This is a genomic window from Trichocoleus sp. FACHB-262, assembly GCF_014696035.1.
Classification (GTDB): Bacteria; Cyanobacteriota; Cyanobacteriia; order FACHB-46; family FACHB-46; genus Trichocoleus.
On the sequence record NZ_JACJPK010000046.1, the window covers coordinates 141956 to 159055 of the forward strand.

The 17100-nt window shown below is 50.2% G+C and carries 14 protein-coding genes; 7 read left to right on the forward strand and 7 right to left on the reverse strand.

Translation table 11 applies throughout. The features are described 5' to 3' along the window. The first annotated feature begins 4 nt into the window (after positions 1–4). Together H6F68_RS09715 and H6F68_RS09720 are read left to right on the forward strand one after the other, a co-directional pair. Complete coding sequence (locus H6F68_RS09715) at positions 5–1237, forward strand: aldo/keto reductase (RefSeq protein ID WP_399313456.1); 1233 nt, start codon at positions 5–7, stop codon at positions 1235–1237. A gap of 99 nt (positions 1238–1336) precedes the next feature. Continuing rightward, positions 1337–2098, forward strand: coding sequence for an HAD family hydrolase (locus H6F68_RS09720; protein ID WP_190558502.1), 762 nt, complete (start codon positions 1337–1339; stop codon positions 2096–2098). A gap of 173 nt (positions 2099–2271) precedes the next feature. On the opposite strand, the gene H6F68_RS09725 is transcribed toward H6F68_RS09720, so the two are convergent. Beyond that, the gene (locus H6F68_RS09725) at positions 2272–2661 is read right to left on the reverse strand and encodes a RidA family protein (RefSeq protein WP_190558504.1); all 390 of its coding nucleotides are present in this window, start codon (positions 2659–2661) and stop codon (positions 2272–2274) included. Between the two features lie 278 nt (positions 2662–2939). Continuing rightward, on the reverse strand, positions 2940–3413 hold the full coding sequence (locus H6F68_RS09730) for an NUDIX domain-containing protein (RefSeq protein WP_399313460.1): 474 nt from the start codon (positions 3411–3413) through the stop codon (positions 2940–2942). Between the two features lie 64 nt (positions 3414–3477). Between H6F68_RS09730 and malQ (H6F68_RS09735) the strand changes: the two genes are divergently transcribed. The 4 genes from malQ (H6F68_RS09735) to malQ (H6F68_RS09750) all read left to right on the forward strand — a co-directional run bounded on the left by malQ (H6F68_RS09735) (position 3478) and on the right by malQ (H6F68_RS09750) (position 8564). Beyond that, a complete protein-coding gene (malQ, locus tag H6F68_RS09735; protein ID WP_190558506.1) occupies positions 3478–4986 on the forward strand; it encodes a 4-alpha-glucanotransferase in 1509 nt (502 codons plus the stop codon). Between the two features lie 81 nt (positions 4987–5067). After that, the gene (locus tag H6F68_RS09740) at positions 5068–6396 is read left to right on the forward strand and encodes an ABC transporter substrate-binding protein (RefSeq protein ID WP_190558509.1); all 1329 of its coding nucleotides are present in this window, start codon (positions 5068–5070) and stop codon (positions 6394–6396) included. Positions 6397–6493: 97 nt separating this feature from the next. Beyond that, positions 6494–6970 (forward strand): N-acetyltransferase, encoded by a 477-nt coding sequence (locus tag H6F68_RS09745; protein ID WP_190558511.1) that lies wholly within the window; start codon positions 6494–6496, stop codon positions 6968–6970. A gap of 79 nt (positions 6971–7049) precedes the next feature. Further along, complete coding sequence (gene malQ / locus H6F68_RS09750; protein WP_190558513.1) at positions 7050–8564, forward strand: 4-alpha-glucanotransferase; 1515 nt, start codon at positions 7050–7052, stop codon at positions 8562–8564. Between the two features lie 57 nt (positions 8565–8621). On the opposite strand, the gene H6F68_RS09755 is transcribed toward malQ (H6F68_RS09750), so the two are convergent. From H6F68_RS09755 to H6F68_RS29600, 5 genes are all read right to left on the reverse strand, one after another. After that, positions 8622–9563, reverse strand: coding sequence for a helix-turn-helix domain-containing protein (locus tag H6F68_RS09755; RefSeq protein ID WP_190558515.1), 942 nt, complete (start codon positions 9561–9563; stop codon positions 8622–8624). 69 nt (positions 9564–9632) lie between these two features. Further along, positions 9633–10388, reverse strand: coding sequence for a pseudouridine synthase (locus tag H6F68_RS09760; protein ID WP_190558517.1), 756 nt, complete (start codon positions 10386–10388; stop codon positions 9633–9635). A gap of 76 nt (positions 10389–10464) precedes the next feature. After that, the gene (locus tag H6F68_RS09765; protein WP_199300007.1) at positions 10465–11991 is read right to left on the reverse strand and encodes a cell wall metabolism sensor histidine kinase WalK; all 1527 of its coding nucleotides are present in this window, start codon (positions 11989–11991) and stop codon (positions 10465–10467) included. Positions 11992–12065: 74 nt separating this feature from the next. Continuing rightward, the gene (locus H6F68_RS09770) at positions 12066–12827 is read right to left on the reverse strand and encodes a winged helix-turn-helix domain-containing protein (RefSeq protein ID WP_399313466.1); all 762 of its coding nucleotides are present in this window, start codon (positions 12825–12827) and stop codon (positions 12066–12068) included. Positions 12828–13029: 202 nt separating this feature from the next. Beyond that, on the reverse strand, positions 13030–15366 hold the full coding sequence (locus tag H6F68_RS29600) for an IMS domain-containing protein (protein WP_190558519.1): 2337 nt from the start codon (positions 15364–15366) through the stop codon (positions 13030–13032). A gap of 492 nt (positions 15367–15858) precedes the next feature. Between H6F68_RS29600 and pdhA the strand changes: the two genes are divergently transcribed. Next, entirely contained in the window at positions 15859–16893 is a 1035-nt protein-coding gene (pdhA, locus tag H6F68_RS09780; protein ID WP_190438930.1) for a pyruvate dehydrogenase (acetyl-transferring) E1 component subunit alpha, read from the forward strand. Positions 16894–17100 lie beyond the last annotated feature (207 nt).

The window sequence follows — 17100 nt, forward strand, 5'->3', positions numbered from 1 at the left end:
CAATGTGGGCGAACGACCGTTCGCCCCTACCGTGGTAGAGACGCAGGGATTAAAGATGCAGTATCGGCGGTTTGGGCGGACAGAGTTATCCATGCCTGTGTTTTCTTGTGGAGGAATGCGCTACCAATACAAGTGGCAAGATGTCCCCAAAGATACAGTTCCTGCTGATAACCAACAGAATTTAGAGGCAACGGTTCGACGGGCTGTAGAACTAGGGATCAACCACATCGAAACGGCGCGGGGATATGGTAGCTCCGAAATGCAGTTGGGAGCGGTATTACCGAAACTGCCACGCGACCAGCTAATTGTGCAAACCAAAATCATTCCGACCGCAGATCCGCAAGGGTTTTTGCAAACCTTTGAGCAATCAATGGCTTACCTGCAACTCGATCATGTAGAGCTGTTGTCGTTGCATGGCGTGAATAATGCTGAACTGCTGGAGGATTGCCTGCATCCAGGTGGTTGTTTAGAAGTAGCCCAAAAACTGCGATCGCAAGGTCGAGTACGCTTTATTGGCTTTTCCACCCACGCACCATTAGAAGTGATTTTGCAAGCGATCGCCACGGACCAGTTCGACTATGTGAACTTGCATTGGTACTACATCAACCAAAACAATTGGCCCGCGATCGAGGCTGCTGGGAAGCACGATATGGGCGTGTTTATTATCAGCCCTACCAATAAAGGCGGTGATCTCTACAAACCCCCTCAAAAATTGGTGGATTTGTGTGCGCCACTCAGCCCGATGGTCTTTAACGATCTGTTTTGTCTAAGTCACCCACAGGTACACACGCTGAGTATTGGCGCGTCTCGTCCCACCGACTTTGACGAACATCTGAAAACCCTAGACCTGCTCGATCGCGCTGACGAAATTTTGCCCCCCATTTTGTCCCGTCTAGAGCAAGCTGCGATCGCTGCTCTAGGTGAAGAGTGGTGGAGAACTTGGCATGTTGGCTTGCCTAAACCTGAAGCAACCCCGGGAGGCATGAACATTCACACCATTCTTTGGTTGCGGAATCTCGCGATCGCCTATGACATGGTGGATTACGGCAAGATGCGCTACAACTTGCTGGGTCAAGCAGATCACTGGTTCCCCGGTGCCAGAGCGGAGAAAGTTGTGCAACTCGATTTGCGACAGTGTTTGGAGAATAGTCCTCACGCTGACAAAATTCCGACGCTCCTAGCAGAAGCTCATGACATTTTGGGTGGTGCAACGGTACAGCGGTTATCGCAAAGCTGAGAGATTTTGCCTACTTAACCTTTGACCCTAATTGAGCTAGAGTGCCAAAGGGTTAAACTCGCCTTTGGAAATTCTCTCATCGTTGGTTGACGGCTGATTATGACCAAACTGCAAGCACTAATTTTTGATGTCGATGGCACCTTAGCCGATACCGAGCGGGATGGTCATCGAGTCGCTTTCAATCGCGCTTTTGCCGAAGCTGAATTGGATTGGGATTGGACTGTCGAGCTATACGGAGAACTGTTAGCCGTCACAGGCGGCAAAGAGCGAATGAAGTTCTACCTCGACAAATATCGCTCAGACTTCCAACGCCCTAATAATTTGGACGAGTTTATCGCAGGGTTACACAAGGCTAAAACCAAGCACTATACGCAACTACTCAGCGAAGGTAGTATTCCCCTGCGACCTGGGGTGAAGCGGTTGTTGGATGAAGCGCGTGCCCAAGGGTTTCGTCTGGCGATCGCAACTACGACCACTCCAGCCAATGTCACAGCTCTTTTGGAAAGTACTTTGGGGCATGAAAGCATTGCCTGGTTTGATGTGATTGCGGCGGGTGATATTGTGCCAGCGAAGAAACCTGCTCCTGATATTTATTTCTATGCTTTGGAGCAAATGCAGATTGCGCCTCAGGATTGCATCGCATTTGAGGATTCGCACAACGGCTTGATTTCAGCTGACAAAGCGGATCTCAAGACGATTGTGACGATTAATGATTACACCAAAGACCAAGATTTTCCAGGAGCTGTAGTGGTTTTGGATCATCTGGGTGATCTGGGTATGCCGTTTACGGTGCTTTCTGGTGAGGTGGGTTGGACGACTTTTGTGGATATGGAGTTGGTGCAGCATTTGCACGGTCGCTAGGCGATCGCATCTGCTTGATTGAGTTGTCTTAGTTGGAGTTTGTGAAATCCGAGCCTTCAGGGCACCTGCCCTCAAACTCCCGCTGAGGGACGGTTGCGTCCCCCAGGCCCCCTCCAAAAGTGCTTTGGTTGGCCAAGTGTGGCTCTCCTGAGGAGGGTTTTGTTTAGGTTTGGTTAGATTACGGCGATGCAGTCGATCTCAACTTGGACATCTTTAGGGAGGCGGGCGACTTGGACGCAGGCGCGGGCTGGGGCTGTGGCTTCGTCGAAGTGGCGGGCGTAGATCCCGTTGACTGCGGCAAAGTCGTTCATGTCAGCTAGAAATACTGTAGTTCTGACCACATCTGCAAAAGTGGCTCCTGCTTCCTTGAGGATCGCTTCCAGATTGGCCATCACCTGCTCTGTCTGCCGCACCACATCGCCCTCACCCACGATCGCCCCAGTTTGCGGATCAAGTGCGATCTGTCCTGCTACAAACACCAACTGTCCACTCGCCGCGATCGCCTGATTGTATGGCCCCACTGGAGCGGGAGCGTGCTCTGTCCGAATTACCTTGCGCGTCATATCCCTTCAACCATCACTATGAAACCAAGGCATTTTCTCATGAAGTGAGGAGAGAGGAGTGAGGGGAAAGGAGGAAGGAGCCAGGAGTCAAAGGTCAGGAGTCGGGAGTCAGAGGCCAGAAAAGAAAAGCACATAAAACTCACCTCAATCTCGAAATACCCACACTCAACTTCGTCTGGAGGGGGTCTGGGGGACGCAGCCGTCCCTCAGCGGGAGTTTGAGGGCAGGTGCCCTCAAGGGTTCGGATTTTAGTCAAAACCCAAACACCTCACAAAAACCTAGACCAAGCGAGGTCGCAGCCCATAATGCCGATACCGCCAATAATCCCGCAAAATCCGATCGTGATCGAAACAAAGATTCTCAGGCACCCGCCAAGACTCAAATAGCGCAATCCCTTTCGCATCATCCCCCGCCTGGGGTTCCCCCTTCGCCACCGCAATAAACACCACACTCAGCGTATGTTTGCGTGGATCGCGGCTAGGGTCGGAATACACCTGAAACTGCTCAATTAGCTCGATCGCTAAACCCGTTTCCTCCTGGGCCTCGCGTCGGGCAGTGACCTCCACAGGCTCCCCATAGTCCACAAACCCGCCTGGGATCGCCCAACCGTAAGGCTCATTCAGCCGCTCGATCAACACAATGGGGCGATGAGGGCGATCGCTCAGCTCAATAATGATGTCAACAGTAGGGATTGGATTGCGGTAGGCCAAAGGTTTCAACTCCTGAAAGGGAGGCAGAAGTAATTCTACCAAGGGAAGATTCCACTAAGATGAGGGGTGGCTACACTGACAGAGTATTTTTTGGAGGCAAATTTCTATGCCCTTTCCCCGTGCCAGTGGTATCCTGCTACATCCAACGAGTCTACCCGGTCGTTATGGCATTGGTGATCTAGGGCTGGAAGCGTACCAGTTTATTGATTTTCTGGCTCGCAGCGAACAGCGCCTGTGGCAGATATTGCCTCTAGGCCCCACAGGATACGGCAACTCTCCGTACATGAGTTTTTCGACGATGGCAGGGAATCCGCTGCTGATTAGCCCTGACATTCTGAGAGACAATGGCTTTTTGAGTGAAGATGACCTCCGCGATGCTCCTGGCTTTGCGATCGACAAGATTGATTTCGAGCAAGTAATTGCTTGGAAAATGCCTTTACTACGGCAAGCCTGTGAGAATTTCAAGCAGAAAGCTAGCCCAATCCAACGGACAGAATTTGAAGGTTTCTGTCGGGGCAAAGCGACTTGGCTAGAAGACTACAGCTTATTCATGGCGCTGCTAGAGGCTCAGGAAGGTGGTAGCTGGGTGGAATGGCCAGAGGAACTGCGGCTACGCAAGCCAGAAGCGCTGGATCTGTGGCGAGACAAGCTAGCGGATCAGATCTACTTCCAAAAATTCTTGCAGTTTGAGTTCTTCCGGCAGTGGCGAGAGCTCAAAACCTACAGTAATGCTCAAAACATCCGCATTATTGGTGATATTCCCATTTATGTTGCCCACAACAGTTCCGATGTTTGGGCTAATCCAGAAGTGTTTCAACTCAATTCTGAAACAGGTCAGCCTCTGGAAGTTGCGGGTGTGCCACCCGATTATTTCTCTGAGACAGGACAGCTTTGGGGTAATCCGCTCTACAACTGGGGTTACCTGGAGTCAACCAACTTTACTTGGTGGGTGGAGCGAGTCCGGGAAATCCTGGCCCATGTAGATATGATTCGCATCGATCACTTCCGAGGATTAGAAGCCTACTGGTCGGTTCCTGCAGGTGAAGAGACAGCAATCAATGGGCAATGGGTTAAGGCTCCTGGTTATAAGTTGTTTGAAGTGATTCGCCAACAACTTGGTAGTCTGCCGATTATTGCTGAGGATTTAGGGGACATTGATCAAGCTGTGCTCGATCTGCGCGATCATTTTGGCTTCCCTGGCATGAAAATTCTACATTTTGCCTTTGGTAGTGATGCCAAGAATTCTTATCTACCTTTTAATGTGGACGCGAACAGTGTGATCTACACGGGCACCCACGACAACAACACGACGCTGGGCTGGTATCAGCAAGCACCAGATTATGAGCGCGATCGCCTACACCAATACCTTGCCTGCACTGGGCCTTATGGGATTGTTTGGGATTTGATCCGTCTAGCTATGAGTTCTGTGGCCAATCAAGCCATTATTCCAATTCAAGATTTGTTTAGTCTGGGTTCTGATGCCCGAATGAATGCGCCTGGTACATCAGAAAATAACTGGGCTTGGCGATTCCGAGCCGAGGCAATGACTCAAGACTACAGCAACCGCCTCAAAGAGATGGTTTACATCTACGGTCGCCAAGGGGATAAGGTGTAGAGTTAGGCGCGATCGCTCTCTGGCATGAACACCCATTTTTATCTTGCCAGCTTTTCTTGATCTATCTGGTACGGCACCGTGATGAACAGATTTGCTCTGCTGAAACAGTTGAGGTGTAGCTCGGCAACGGCTGTGGTCATTACTGCTGGTGTGGTAGGTTTGACGATCGCGTCTTGCCAAAGCACCAGCAATTCAGGCGGAGCAAACCAGTCTCCTGCTACAACCGCTACTGATAATGCCAAAGGGCTGAAGTTAGGTGCCTTGCTGCCTGCCACAGGTGACTTGTCGGCGGTAGGGCCACCGCTTTTGGATGCTGTTTCTTTGTTAGTGCAGACCGTTAACCAATGCGGTGGGGTGAATCAGGCACCTGTGAGTTTGGTGTCGGAAGATGACCAGACCGAACCTGCGGCTGGGGCTGAGGCGATGGCCAAGCTGGTGGAAGTGGATCGAGTTGCGGGTGTGGTGGGTTCCTTTCCCAGTAGCGTTTCGAGCGCAGCGGTAGATGTGGCGGTACGCAACAAGGTGATGCTGATTTCTCCGGCTAGCACGAGTCCTACGTTTACGGAACGCGCCAAAAAAGGTGACTTTCAGGGATTTTGGGCGCGGACTGCCCCGCCGGACACTTACCAGGCCCAAGCTTTAGCTAAATTGGCTCAGCAGCGGAACTATCAGCAAGTTTCAACGATTGTGATCAATGATGATTACGGTGTGGGTCTGGAGAGAGAATTTACTCAAGCCTTTAAGCAGCGCGGAGGCACGGTAGCAGGTGAGGGCAAACCCGCCCGCTATGACCCCAAAGCCACGACTTTTGAATCAGAGGCCGCACTTGCTTTTGGCAACAAACCTGATGCGGTTGCTGCATTTATCTATGGTGAGACAGGTAGCTTGTTTCTCAAAGCCGCTTATCAACAAGGTCTGAGCCAAGGGATACAGATTATGCTGACCGATGGCGGTTATTCAGAAGACTTTGCCGAACAGGTGGGCAAAACCAAGGATGGCAAATTTATTCTGGCAGGGGCGATCGGGACGATTCCAAGTGCGGACGGTAAAGCTCTGGCCGCTTTCACGAAGCTCTGGCAACAGAAACAAGCTAAACCCTTGAGTGCTTTTGTCCCCCATGCTTGGGATGCGGCAGCGCTCTTAGTACTAGCAGCAGAAGCAGCAGACAGCAATACGGGTGAAGGCATTAAGAGCCAACTCCGAGAAGTCGCTGGCCCAACTGGAACTCCTGTGACAGATGTGTGTGATGGTTTAGCCCGTTTACAAAAGGGCGAGAAGATTGACTACCAAGGCGCTAGCGGCAATGTAGATATTGACGAGAATGGCGATGTGGTTAGCAGCTACGATGTCTGGACGGTAAAGGATGACGGCACGCTACAGACCATTGGTAAGGTGAATCCTGCTCAGTAGATTTAGATTAGTTTCATAGCTAGGGGCGATCGCTTACTCTTAATTACCCGAGAACCCTGGCTTTCAGCACCCTCGACATTTTCTGGCGCGAGAAAGTATGAAAGTACAATTTCGGCAGGCAACCGAAGCAGATTTTGATTTCCTGAACAAAATGCACGCAGCTTGTCTCAAAGAACATGTAGAGCGCATTTATCCTTGGAATCCGGATTTATTTGGCGAAACCTTTAATCCTCATCTGATCCGAGTAATTCTTGTTAATCAGATCGAGGTAGGAATGTTACAGCTATTGCAGTGTGTAGGGGAGCTGTATCTTGGCAATCTCTTGATTCTGCCTAAATTTCAAAACCGTGGCATTGGCACCCTAATCCTGCAAAGCATCCTTGACCAAGGGCAAGCCTCAAATTTGCCTGTGCAGTTACAGGTGCTTAAACAGAATCCAGCTAAGCGCCTTTACGAGCGGCTAGGCTTTATTAGCGTTGGGGAGACGAAGACACACTATATTATGCAATACTCTCCAGCTCTTAAATTTGGAGCACTATCATCTAGCCAAAGAGATAGCTTTTGGCAGCAATAAATCGAAACTCGAGACTGATGATGTAATAGTAAACAGTTGCTAAATTCAGGACGCTTACTGTTTATATTTCAGGTTATCTATGCCCTTTCCCAGAGCTAGCGGCATCTTACTGCATCCCACCTCATTTCCTAGCCGATTTGGTATTGGTGACTTAGGCTTAGAAGCCTATCGCTTCATTGATTTCTTAGCCGACAGTGCCCAACAACTTTGGCAGATTTTACCGCTAGGGCCGACAGGTGAGCCCTGGAATTCTCCCTATCTGTCGTCTTACTCTTCGATGGCGGGCAATCATCTGATAATTAGCCTTGAAGTGTTGCGCGACAAAGGGTTGCTAGAAGAAACAGATTTAGCTGATTTGCCAGAGTTGCCAATGGCAGTTGACTTTGCCAAAGTGCGTCAAATCAAAATACCCTTGCTGCAAAAAGCTTGGCAGAACTTTCAAGCCAAGGCTTCAGCCGTACAGCAAAAAGAATTTGAAGGATTTTGCAAAGGGACCGCATACTGGCTGGACGATTACGCCTTATTCATGGCGCTGAAAGATGCGTTCCAGGATACCAGTTGGCCCACTTGGGAACCCGCGATCGCCAAACGCCAACCAGACGCGATCGCTCAGTGGCAAGACAAACTTCAGGCTGAGATTTGGCTACACAAATTCCTGCAATTTGAGTTTTTCCAGCAGTGGTCAGCGCTGAGAAAATACGCGAATCTGCGTGGGATCAAAGTGATTGGCGATATTTCTATTTACGTGTCTCAGGACAGCGCCGATGTCTGGGCCAACCCAGAAAACTTTTGCCTCGATCCTGAAACGGGAGAGCCTGCGTTGATGGCGGGGGTTCCACCCGATTACTTCAGTGAAACTGGGCAGCTTTGGGGCAATCCCGTTTACAACTGGGAGCGGCTCCAACAAACTGGCTTCAAGTGGTGGGTGCAGCGGTTCCAAGCCCTGTTCGACTACGTGGATATGGTTCGGGTTGACCACTTCCGAGGGTTCCAGGCTTATTGGGCGGTCAAGCAAGGTGAAACCACTGCCATGAATGGGGAGTGGATTGAAGCCCCCGGAGAAGCTCTATTTGAAGCCCTGAAGCAGCAATTTGGGCAACTGCCCGTACTCGCGGAAGATTTGGGTGTGATCACGCCAGAAGTGGATGCCTTGCGCGATCGCTTTGGCTTCCCCAGCATGAAGATTTTGCAATTCGCCTTCGGCGACATGGGGGACAAAAACTTTTTACCCTTCAAATACTTAGCTAATAGCGTAGTTTATCCAGGCACCCACGACAATGAAACGATTGTGGGCTGGTTTAATCGCCTTTCCTCTAGCGATCGCGACGCTGTGACTCAGTATTTGGGTTGTTTAAGCGAAGCGGGGGTCCACTGGGACTTTATCCGTCTAGCTCTTGCCTCGGTTTCCAATCAAGCGATCATCCAACTCCAAGACGTATTGGGCTTAGATAATCAAGGGCGCATGAATGACCCCAGCGACAACGCAGGCAACTGGACCTGGCGATACCAGGCAGATGCCTTGACTCCAGAAGTGCGCGATCGCCTCAGAACGATGACGGAGTTATTCGGTCGCGCTCCTCAAACTCAAACCTAATCCAGGCCAAGCGGCTTTGGGTTCAAGCTTGGATAACTAGGCCTAGGGATAGATCGATTAACGGATTGCCACGCGATCGGATGGTACCGGGAGGACTGTGGGAGTCAAGTTGTTTGGCTCCTCTCCCGGCCCTCCGGGTAAGAGTTGCGCCGCATTCGTACTCGCTTCAAAAGTGACCTCCTCTACCGAGCCTGGGTCACCCAACTGCTTCGCCTGCTGATCGTTAAGCCCTACAAGCACACCCCCGGCGTTACCAGCCCTGAGGGTCAACTGTTCATCAGCCATCCAAGTGCGTTGAGTTCCTTCTGGTAAAACTCCCTCAAATTCGGTCTTACCATCAGTGACCACTCGAATCCAAGATTGAGCCTTGAAAGTGACGCTAACTCGGACTGGCTTACCAGAATCATTGGCGTTTTGAGGCATGGCCAAGAGACCCGCTAAACCTGAAGTCGCAGGTTTTATCTTGCCCTGAGCAGGCGCTTTAACGGGGCTAAAAGGCCCAAAAGCTTGATTGGCTACCACTGAGTTAGCAGCCTGGCCTGGTTGAGTGCCAGGTGGTTGATATGCCTCTATGTTGGAAATTGTTGATGTACCAGAACGGTTCATCAAATAGGACAAGCTATTGACTGCAAACACAATCAAGCAGACATAGACCACATACAAGTGGACTGGCCGTAATTGAGCGGCAGGTAAGTTGCGCCAAGGCTGTTGAATCGGTCGCAAGATGGGAGCCGTGGGAAATGAACTGGCAAATGCTGCCCCGTTAATCCCTAACGCATCGGCAAACTGTTTAATAAAACCTTGAATATAAACTGGCTCAGGCAACTGCTCTAGATCACCTGCCTCAATAGCATTTAGAAGGCGCATTTGGATTTTGGTCTTCGCTGCAACTTCTTCTAACGACATTCCTTGGTCTTGGCGAAGCTGGCGTAAGTAGGAACCCATTTCCTGAAGTTTGTTGACTCGTTCTTGCTCTAGTTGTAGGGTTGACTTCTTCATACGCTATGCTCCTTGACGTCTGCCGCACTATTTATAAATTTGTCTAGTAGTTTTGTATACTCACTGGTCTTAAGGACCAATGCCTTGTTTGGGGCTAATAGTTTCCGTCTGTAAAAAGTTAATCTCATAATCTGTCAGGGTTCGGTATTTGCCAGGAGGAAGTTGTTCGAGTTGAATGGGGCCAATCGCGACCCGGTGCAACTCTAAAACTGGATGCCCTAGCTGTTCTGCAACTCGTCGAATTTGGCGATTTCTACCTTCATGCAGCACAATCTCCAAGAGAGTTTTCCCCATTTGCCGATCTAGTACACGGACTTGTGCCGGTGAAGTTTTTCGGTTCGATAGCATGACCCCCCGACGCCATTGCTGCAAAACTGCCTCCGAAGGACGACCTTGCACCCAAACATTATAAGTTTTAGGAATTTGATGACGAGGGTGCGTTAACAAAAACGTTAATTCACCGTCATTAGTTAACAATAAAGCTCCAGTGGAGTCAAAATCTAGACGACCGACAGGATGCAAACCTTGACCTTGTTGCAGGGCTTCAGGCAGTAAATCCAGAACTGTAGACCGCTGCCACGGATCATCACAGGTAGAAACGACCCCTACGGGTTTGTTGAGCAGGAGGTACAGATGCTGAGGTCGCTGGGTGGGTTGGATGATGACTCCATCCACTTCAATGCGATCGCGTTGTGTATCCGCTTTCTGGCCTAGTTGCGCTACAGTACCATTTAAGCGAACTCGCCCATCAAGAATCATCTTCTCCGCATGGCGGCGAGAAGCGATGCCCCATTGGGCCAAGATTTTATGCAGCCGTTCTTCCATAGGGGACTGCTCTGTAGACTACGCGGTCATCAGATATGTACAAATATTACAGGAAGATGGGCTAGAGAAACGAGTCTCAGCTTTTTATAAATGGGTGAGATTGCTGACAAGGCAGAAAAACCTGTAACCATGCACCTCCCGTTTCTGGATGATTGTTAGCACTTACAGAGCCTTGATGCGCTTCCACAATCTGCCGGACAATAGCGAGTCCTAGTCCACTGCTACCACTCCGTTGAACCTCTGCCTCTGAAGGGCCAAAATTGTGTAGCTCTCTTCGCGGGGAGGCAGTTGTAGCCTGACTAATTGTTACCTCTAGTGGGTTTCCCGGATGCATCGTTGGTGTGGGAGAACCAAGCCCATTAGATTTTTCAGGCATTGGCACCTTGATGCGGGTGACGGGGGTTTGCACTTCTAAAGACGGGCTAGTTCCAGACTGGCGCGATCGCGAGGGATCAACTTGATAAAACCTGTCAAATACGTAGGGTAGAGCACTTTCTGGAAAACCAGGTCCCGAATCAATCACCTCCAAGCAAACCTGTGATTCAACTGATTCTGTAGCCTTGAAAGCTACCTCCTGAACCCTGACCTGAACTCTAATTGCCTCTTGGGAAGGGCTATATCTGATACTGTTATCCAACAAATTGAGCAATACCCGGAAAAGCCGGGGACCATCCGCCTGAATGAGCACTACTTCAGGTCCGTGGTACGAAAGTTGCACGTGTTTTTTACGAGCTAGGGGTTCGAGGCTAAGCCAAGCTGACTGAATTAGCTCTGCCAGGTTGAGTTGGCCTAAGTTCAGGCAGTAAGGAGCCCCACGCTCAATTTGTTTCAGGTCCAAAAGGTCTTGGACCAAATTGCTGAGCCGAATCGCTTCGTTTAACAGCCGATCGATCCAATTGCGTAACGGTGGCTCTAGGCGAGTTTGTAAGGTTTCGGCTACCAAACGAATTGAGGTTAAAGGAGTTTTGAGTTCATGCGCCACATCCGAAATCCAGCGATCGCGCTGCTGAGCGAGGGTTGCGGCTTCTTGGCGATTCTCGAGAAAAACGCCTACCTGACCTCCTAACAAGGGCAAGCCATAGCCTCGCAGCGGGCAGGTGGATTGGCGGGAAATGCTAACGGGATCAGGGCTACTCAGGTGAAATACCCACTCGCTATCACAGGGTTGCTGGGCATCACGAGTTTGCTCGATCAGTTGATCGAGTTCATAGGAGCGCACTAGTTCCAGCAACAGACGGGGTCTGCTAGATTCCCATTGCTGAATCCCTAAAATCTGGCGCGCTTGGGCGTTACACCAAGTTAATTGGTTGTCTTCGTCTACCTGTAAGTAACCCACAGGGGCACTAAAAAGTACCTGCTTCCAGGTTTCAACTTCTTGTTCTAGCTGCTGGCTGAGTTGTTTTTGGTAGGCGATCGCGAGCGTAAGCCGCGAAGTCAGAGAAGCAGGCGAACCCCAAATTTCTGACTGTAAATCTCGCGCTAATATCGCCAATCGCTGATTCAGCCGCAGCCGATACCACCCCAGCAGAGCTAGACCAAGTGCGAGTCCGAGGAGAAAACCTAGGAATTCCACAGTAACGGCAATGGCGATCGCAGAGGGCAATCATGTCTTTGCGTAGCGCTTCCACCAAAATTTGACATACCTAGGGGCCATCGAAGTTTGCAAACGAACCTGTTTTAGCCAAATCGATAACCGAATCCGCGTACCGTTAGTAAATACTCAGGGTGGCTCGGATCAAGCTCTAGTTTTTCCCGTAGCCAACGAATATGTACATCAACCGTCTTGCTGTCTCCCATAAAATCTGGTCCCCAAACCCGCTCAATTAGCTGCTCGCGGGACCAAACTCGCCGAGGATGACTCATGAATAGCTCTAAAATCCGAAACTCTTTGGGCGAAAGATTAATCTCTTCACCCCTCACCATAACCCGACATTCTTGGGGATAAAGGGTGATCTCTTGAAACTTTAGAATCGGTTCTGGAATGGTTGGTTGTGTATGCCGATGCCGACGGAGTAGGGCACGACAGCGAGCAATGAGTTCTCGCATGCCAAAAGGTTTAGTCAAATAATCATCTGCACCCACTTCTAGTCCCACTACGCGATCGGTTTCGCTGCCTTTCGCACTCAGCATTAAAATTGGGACACTATTGCCTTCATGGCGAATCAATCGGCACAGATCCAGCCCGTTGATGTAGGGCAGCATGAGGTCAAGGATGACCAAATCGAGTTGAGCCGCTTCATTTTCGCTGCCTGCTTCAGATTTTAGGGTCAGCTCTGCCACACTGCGTCCATCTTCAGCGACTAAAACTTCATATCCTTCTTCTGTTAGCGCTAGAGCAATCGTTTCACGAATCAGCTCTTCATCTTCGACAATTAAGACTCGTCCCAGTTTCAATTTAGGTTGTGCCCTAGCCGCTTCTAGCGATAACATAGTTGCCATTTTGTTGCAGTTGTTTTTGGGAACCCAGGCTGATCTTATCATTGGTCCCCCAAGCGGTTAGCGATAACCTCAAGTAAGGTATATCTACTTACTGATCAGCGGGCAAAATGGCAGTGAAAGTTTTTAGAAACAAATTCTCATTGCCATCTTGGTCTGAATGGAACCGCAGCATTGATCTAGCTGTGGATTAGATCTAATGCTGCTACTGCACATCCATTTCCCGGATCAGCCATCTACCATCGCGGCGCACTAGGTTATAGCGCACTCGAATGGTTTCGCTAGGGTAGGATAAGCTGCGATCGAGTTGCCCATTGACGTAGAAGGCAGCAGCTTCACTTACTTCCGCATCAATCCTGGCTTGATTGGGGTCAACATCGCTCATTTCGACCGCATCAATTGATCTAATCGCGTGCTGATACTCCCGATGGGAATTGCTACCCTTGTCGTCTTCAGCTTGCTGTTGCCATTGCGCTAGAGCACCATCAGTCAAAATTTGATTTAACTGAGTAGTGGCGTGATTGGGACCGAGAGCCGCAGCCTTAGCAGATAACCAAGTTTGTACCACTGTCTGAGCTGCTTCTTTAGTCAAGGGACCTGCGGCAGCCTGGGCCGTATCTTCAGGGTCAGGTACGGCAATCAGTGGGCGATCGAGCGAGATCATGGGTTGATTTGCTTCTAACTTGGGTCCCCGTGAGTCTTGGAGGGCACCTGTGGCCCAGCCAAAGGCTTTGGTCGTTAGATACCCTAGGGCTGCAAGTCCTAGTAAGCCAAGTACAAACAGTAAAATCGGCTTGGATTTTTTTGCAGATGTTGAGGTGGCCTCTCCTCCCCGCCGAGGCGGTAAGTCTTCCGGATCGGGAACTCGGAGGCCATTGGCAACCTGACCCCGCGATCGCTCTCTAGGTGGTGGCCCGGAATGATCCAGCGCCGCAGGGCGCAATGAATTATGAGCATTGCCGTCTCTGGTAACGATTCCCGAGGCAGGACGCTGGCTAGAGGGCGGAGTTACTGGAACTGAATTCGAGGGCACTGGGGTTGTGTGCTCTGCACCCACTTGCCCTAATTGAGAAACTGTGGTGACTGCCCGAGTCGTAGGGGCAACTCTAGGTTCTGACTCCACGCTTTGCTGTAGGCGGGTAGCGGCTGCAGGCGGTTGTGGGTAGCTGCCAACTTCACGCCCATTGCTAAACTGACCCACGTTTCGCGTCGAGCTAGATTGTCCATTGGTCTCAACTTTGGAGGAGCCTGCCCAACCATTGCTGTTAGGAGATTCGTTGGGTAACTCTTCCAAATAAGCTTGAACTTGTTCGTTAGCAAAATAATCTTTCAAAGAAACTTGCTGCTGAGCTAGGTCACGGAAGTGAGGAAAGACTTCCTCTTGCAGCCAGCGCTCGCTGTAGAGACAGAGACCTGGTAACAGGTCTGGTGATCCCTGCGAATTCTCTCGAATAAAGGCTAAAGGCTCGTAGTCGTGGCTTAGCTCTAAAGCTCGACTCGCTTCTTCAGTTTGACCTAGAAGGAGCGCACAAACCGCTTGCTCTAGATGCACATCTTGACGGCTACCCAGTCGCACTAGCATCAGCTTGGCTCGTCGGATTAGGGCAGGCTCGCATTGAGCAAATCCTTGGGCGAGTAAAGCGTAGACTGCTAAATAGGTAGCCACAGCCGAAGGACGACGTGCTTCCTCCTCAAATAAGGTTTGCTGCTCTGCGGCGCTTAAGTAGCCCCGTAGCTGCTGAATAAAGCGGAGAAAGTCGTCAACGTTAAGACCAGATTGATCGGTGCCAGTGCCATCAATCCCACCCCGCTCTTGCAGCATTTCCCGCAGCAAACGCAGTCCTTGCCGTCGTTCGGTCGTGCTTTCCTCAGGTAGCGCTAGCAGCTCTAACACTCGGTAAGGTCGCAGCTTGTATAAGTCCGTCTGAACTTCACCCCGAACGGTAGCAAATAATCCTTCGCGTAATAACAATTCCTGCCCTGCTTCTAAGGACTCTGCGGCGTTTTCATATTGTCCCTGTTGCCATTGCTCTCGTCCTAGCTCTAAGCAGGCTAAAGCGACGGTGAGGATAATGTCGGCAAAAACAATATCTGGCTCGCCAAAGCGTCCATTCTTAAGACTGCTGTTGTTACCCAGATAGGTACGCCCTAGTTTCAGCACTAATTCGTACTCACCAAGCTCTAGCAAGATAAGCAAGGCACCCACAAGTTGGTCATCGTGGATGTCAACACTAGGGGTATAGGGGTCGCTACTGGTATCTGTGGATTCTGCAGGTGTTGTAGTTGACGAGGTGCCAGGGCGATCGGGCTCAAGCTCGTAGGTTTTAGCGAGAAAATTAGCGTCATAGGCCTGACGCTGATCAGGGTCGGATAGAACAGCATATGCTTCATCAAGCAGCTGCTTTCGGGCAGCGATCGCTGCCTCAGAGTATTCACGCCGAGGAAGTTGCAAGGCGCGATCGCGATGAGCCTGTTGCAACTGTTCAGCAGTGGCCTGGATAGGTAGGCCCAAAATTCGGTAGTAATCGAGCGGAATTCGCACGGTTCACTTCCCCAGCGGCAAGCAACTAAATATTAATCTGTGAAAACCCAAGAGGTTGTCAAGATAGTGCCACAATCATAACCCGTGACCCTTACTGGGCGAGTGTACCAAGATAAGGAAAAATTTGTACCAAGGAATATAACTTTTATATAAGTTTTAACAAGCTAAACGTTGAAACTCTAAGCAGTAAAACCTTGACTAGCAAACTTCGTTGTTATGCAGCTAGCTAAGGTCAAGGTGACAAAATTTGATTTTTGGGTCATGAGGACGCTATTTTGATTCAGGTGCTAGTGGCAAAACGTCAGCACTTCAGCACATCAGATATTTAGTGCGCAGCTTCACCCGGTATTGCCAAAACACTGAGAGCGCTATGCCTTCGTTTTAAGTAGACTGGGAAAATCTGGCAGGTACAAGAAGCTGGCTTTCCGCAGGAAAGTCAAACGATCTCGATAAAATTTAGCTTGGGTATTGCTGCGAGGGTACTACAAATCAATGGTTCAGGAACGGACTTTACCAGTATTTCAAGCTGCTTCGGCACAAATTACCAAAGAAGAAGGTTTAAGGCTCTACGAAGACATGATCTTGGGCCGCTTCTTCGAAGATAAGTGTGCGGAGATGTACTATCGGGGCAAAATGTTCGGATTTGTTCACCTCTACAACGGCCAAGAGGCTGTATCGACAGGGGTGATTCAATCGATGCGACCCGGCGAAGACTATGTTTGCAGCACTTATCGTGATCACGTACATGCCCTCAGTGCTGGGGTTCCAGCCCGAGAAGTGATGGCAGAGCTATTTGGTAAAGCTACAGGTTGCAGCAAAGGGCGGGGTGGTTCGATGCACCTCTTCTCAGCTGAGCACAATCTGCTGGGTGGGTTTGCCTTTATTGGTGAAGGGATTCCGATTGCTTTAGGAGCTGCTTTTCAGAGCAAGTACCGTCGGGAAGTCTTAGGAGATGAGACGGCAGACCAAGTCGCCGCTTGCTTCTTTGGAGACGGCACCACTAACAATGGCCAATTCTTCGAGTGCCTCAACATGGCAGCTTTGTGGAAGTTACCCATCCTGTTTGTGGTCGAGAACAACAAGTGGGCGATCGGGATGGCTCATGAGCGAGCCACTTCTCAACCAGAAATCTACAAGAAAGCCAGCGTCTTTGGCATGCCTGGTGTAGAAGTGGATGGCATGGATGTGATGGCAGTACGGGCTGTCGCTCAAGAAGCTGTGGCACGGGCACGGGCTGGCGAAGGCCCGACCCTCATTGAAGCCCTGACCTATCGCTTCCGAGGCCACTCTTTGGCTGACCCAGACGAACTTCGTACTAAGGATGAAAAAGAAGCTTGGCTGGCTCGTGACCCCATTAAGAAGTTTGCGGCTTATCTAATTGAGCAAAACTTGGTAAATCAAGAAGAACTCAAGGCAATCGAGCGCAAAATTCAATCGACGGTCGATGAGGGCGTGGAGTTTGCGCTGCAAAGCCCTGAACCTGACGCTAGCGAACTGTATCGATTTGTGTTTGCTGAGGACGAATAATCTAGTTACTCTTGCGGCTGGAATCGGGCAGGTGAGCAGCTTGTCCGATTTTTGTCTGCTGTTTTCCTAGAGTGGGCGATCGCCCTGCTGCATAGCCAGAATCTGAGTATACGGATGATTCACTTCAGCAGCTATGATTATTAATTTGGATCACCAAAGCAATTTCGACCATTAGATTTTGACCAGTAGACTGTTGCCGCAACTCAG

What these genes read in the sequence shown, in the direction of transcription:
- H6F68_RS09720 (WP_190558502.1), top strand. Translation starts at nt 1,337, where the DNA reads ATGACCAAACTGCAAGCACTAATTTTTGATGTCGATGGCACCTTAGCC.
- H6F68_RS09725 (WP_190558504.1), bottom strand. Translation starts at nt 2,661, where the DNA reads ATGACGCGCAAGGTAATTCGGACAGAGCACGCTCCCGCTCCAGTGGGG.
- malQ (WP_190558506.1), top strand. Translation starts at nt 3,478, where the DNA reads ATGCCCTTTCCCCGTGCCAGTGGTATCCTGCTACATCCAACGAGTCTA.
- H6F68_RS09740 (WP_190558509.1), top strand. Translation starts at nt 5,068, where the DNA reads ATGAACAGATTTGCTCTGCTGAAACAGTTGAGGTGTAGCTCGGCAACG.
- H6F68_RS09745 (WP_190558511.1), top strand. Translation starts at nt 6,494, where the DNA reads ATGAAAGTACAATTTCGGCAGGCAACCGAAGCAGATTTTGATTTCCTG.
- malQ (WP_190558513.1), top strand. Translation starts at nt 7,050, where the DNA reads ATGCCCTTTCCCAGAGCTAGCGGCATCTTACTGCATCCCACCTCATTT.
- H6F68_RS09755 (WP_190558515.1), bottom strand. Translation starts at nt 9,563, where the DNA reads ATGAAGAAGTCAACCCTACAACTAGAGCAAGAACGAGTCAACAAACTT.
- H6F68_RS09760 (WP_190558517.1), bottom strand. Translation starts at nt 10,388, where the DNA reads ATGGAAGAACGGCTGCATAAAATCTTGGCCCAATGGGGCATCGCTTCT.
- H6F68_RS09770 (WP_399313466.1), bottom strand. Translation starts at nt 12,827, where the DNA reads ATGGCAACTATGTTATCGCTAGAAGCGGCTAGGGCACAACCTAAATTG.
- pdhA (WP_190438930.1), top strand. Translation starts at nt 15,859, where the DNA reads ATGGTTCAGGAACGGACTTTACCAGTATTTCAAGCTGCTTCGGCACAA.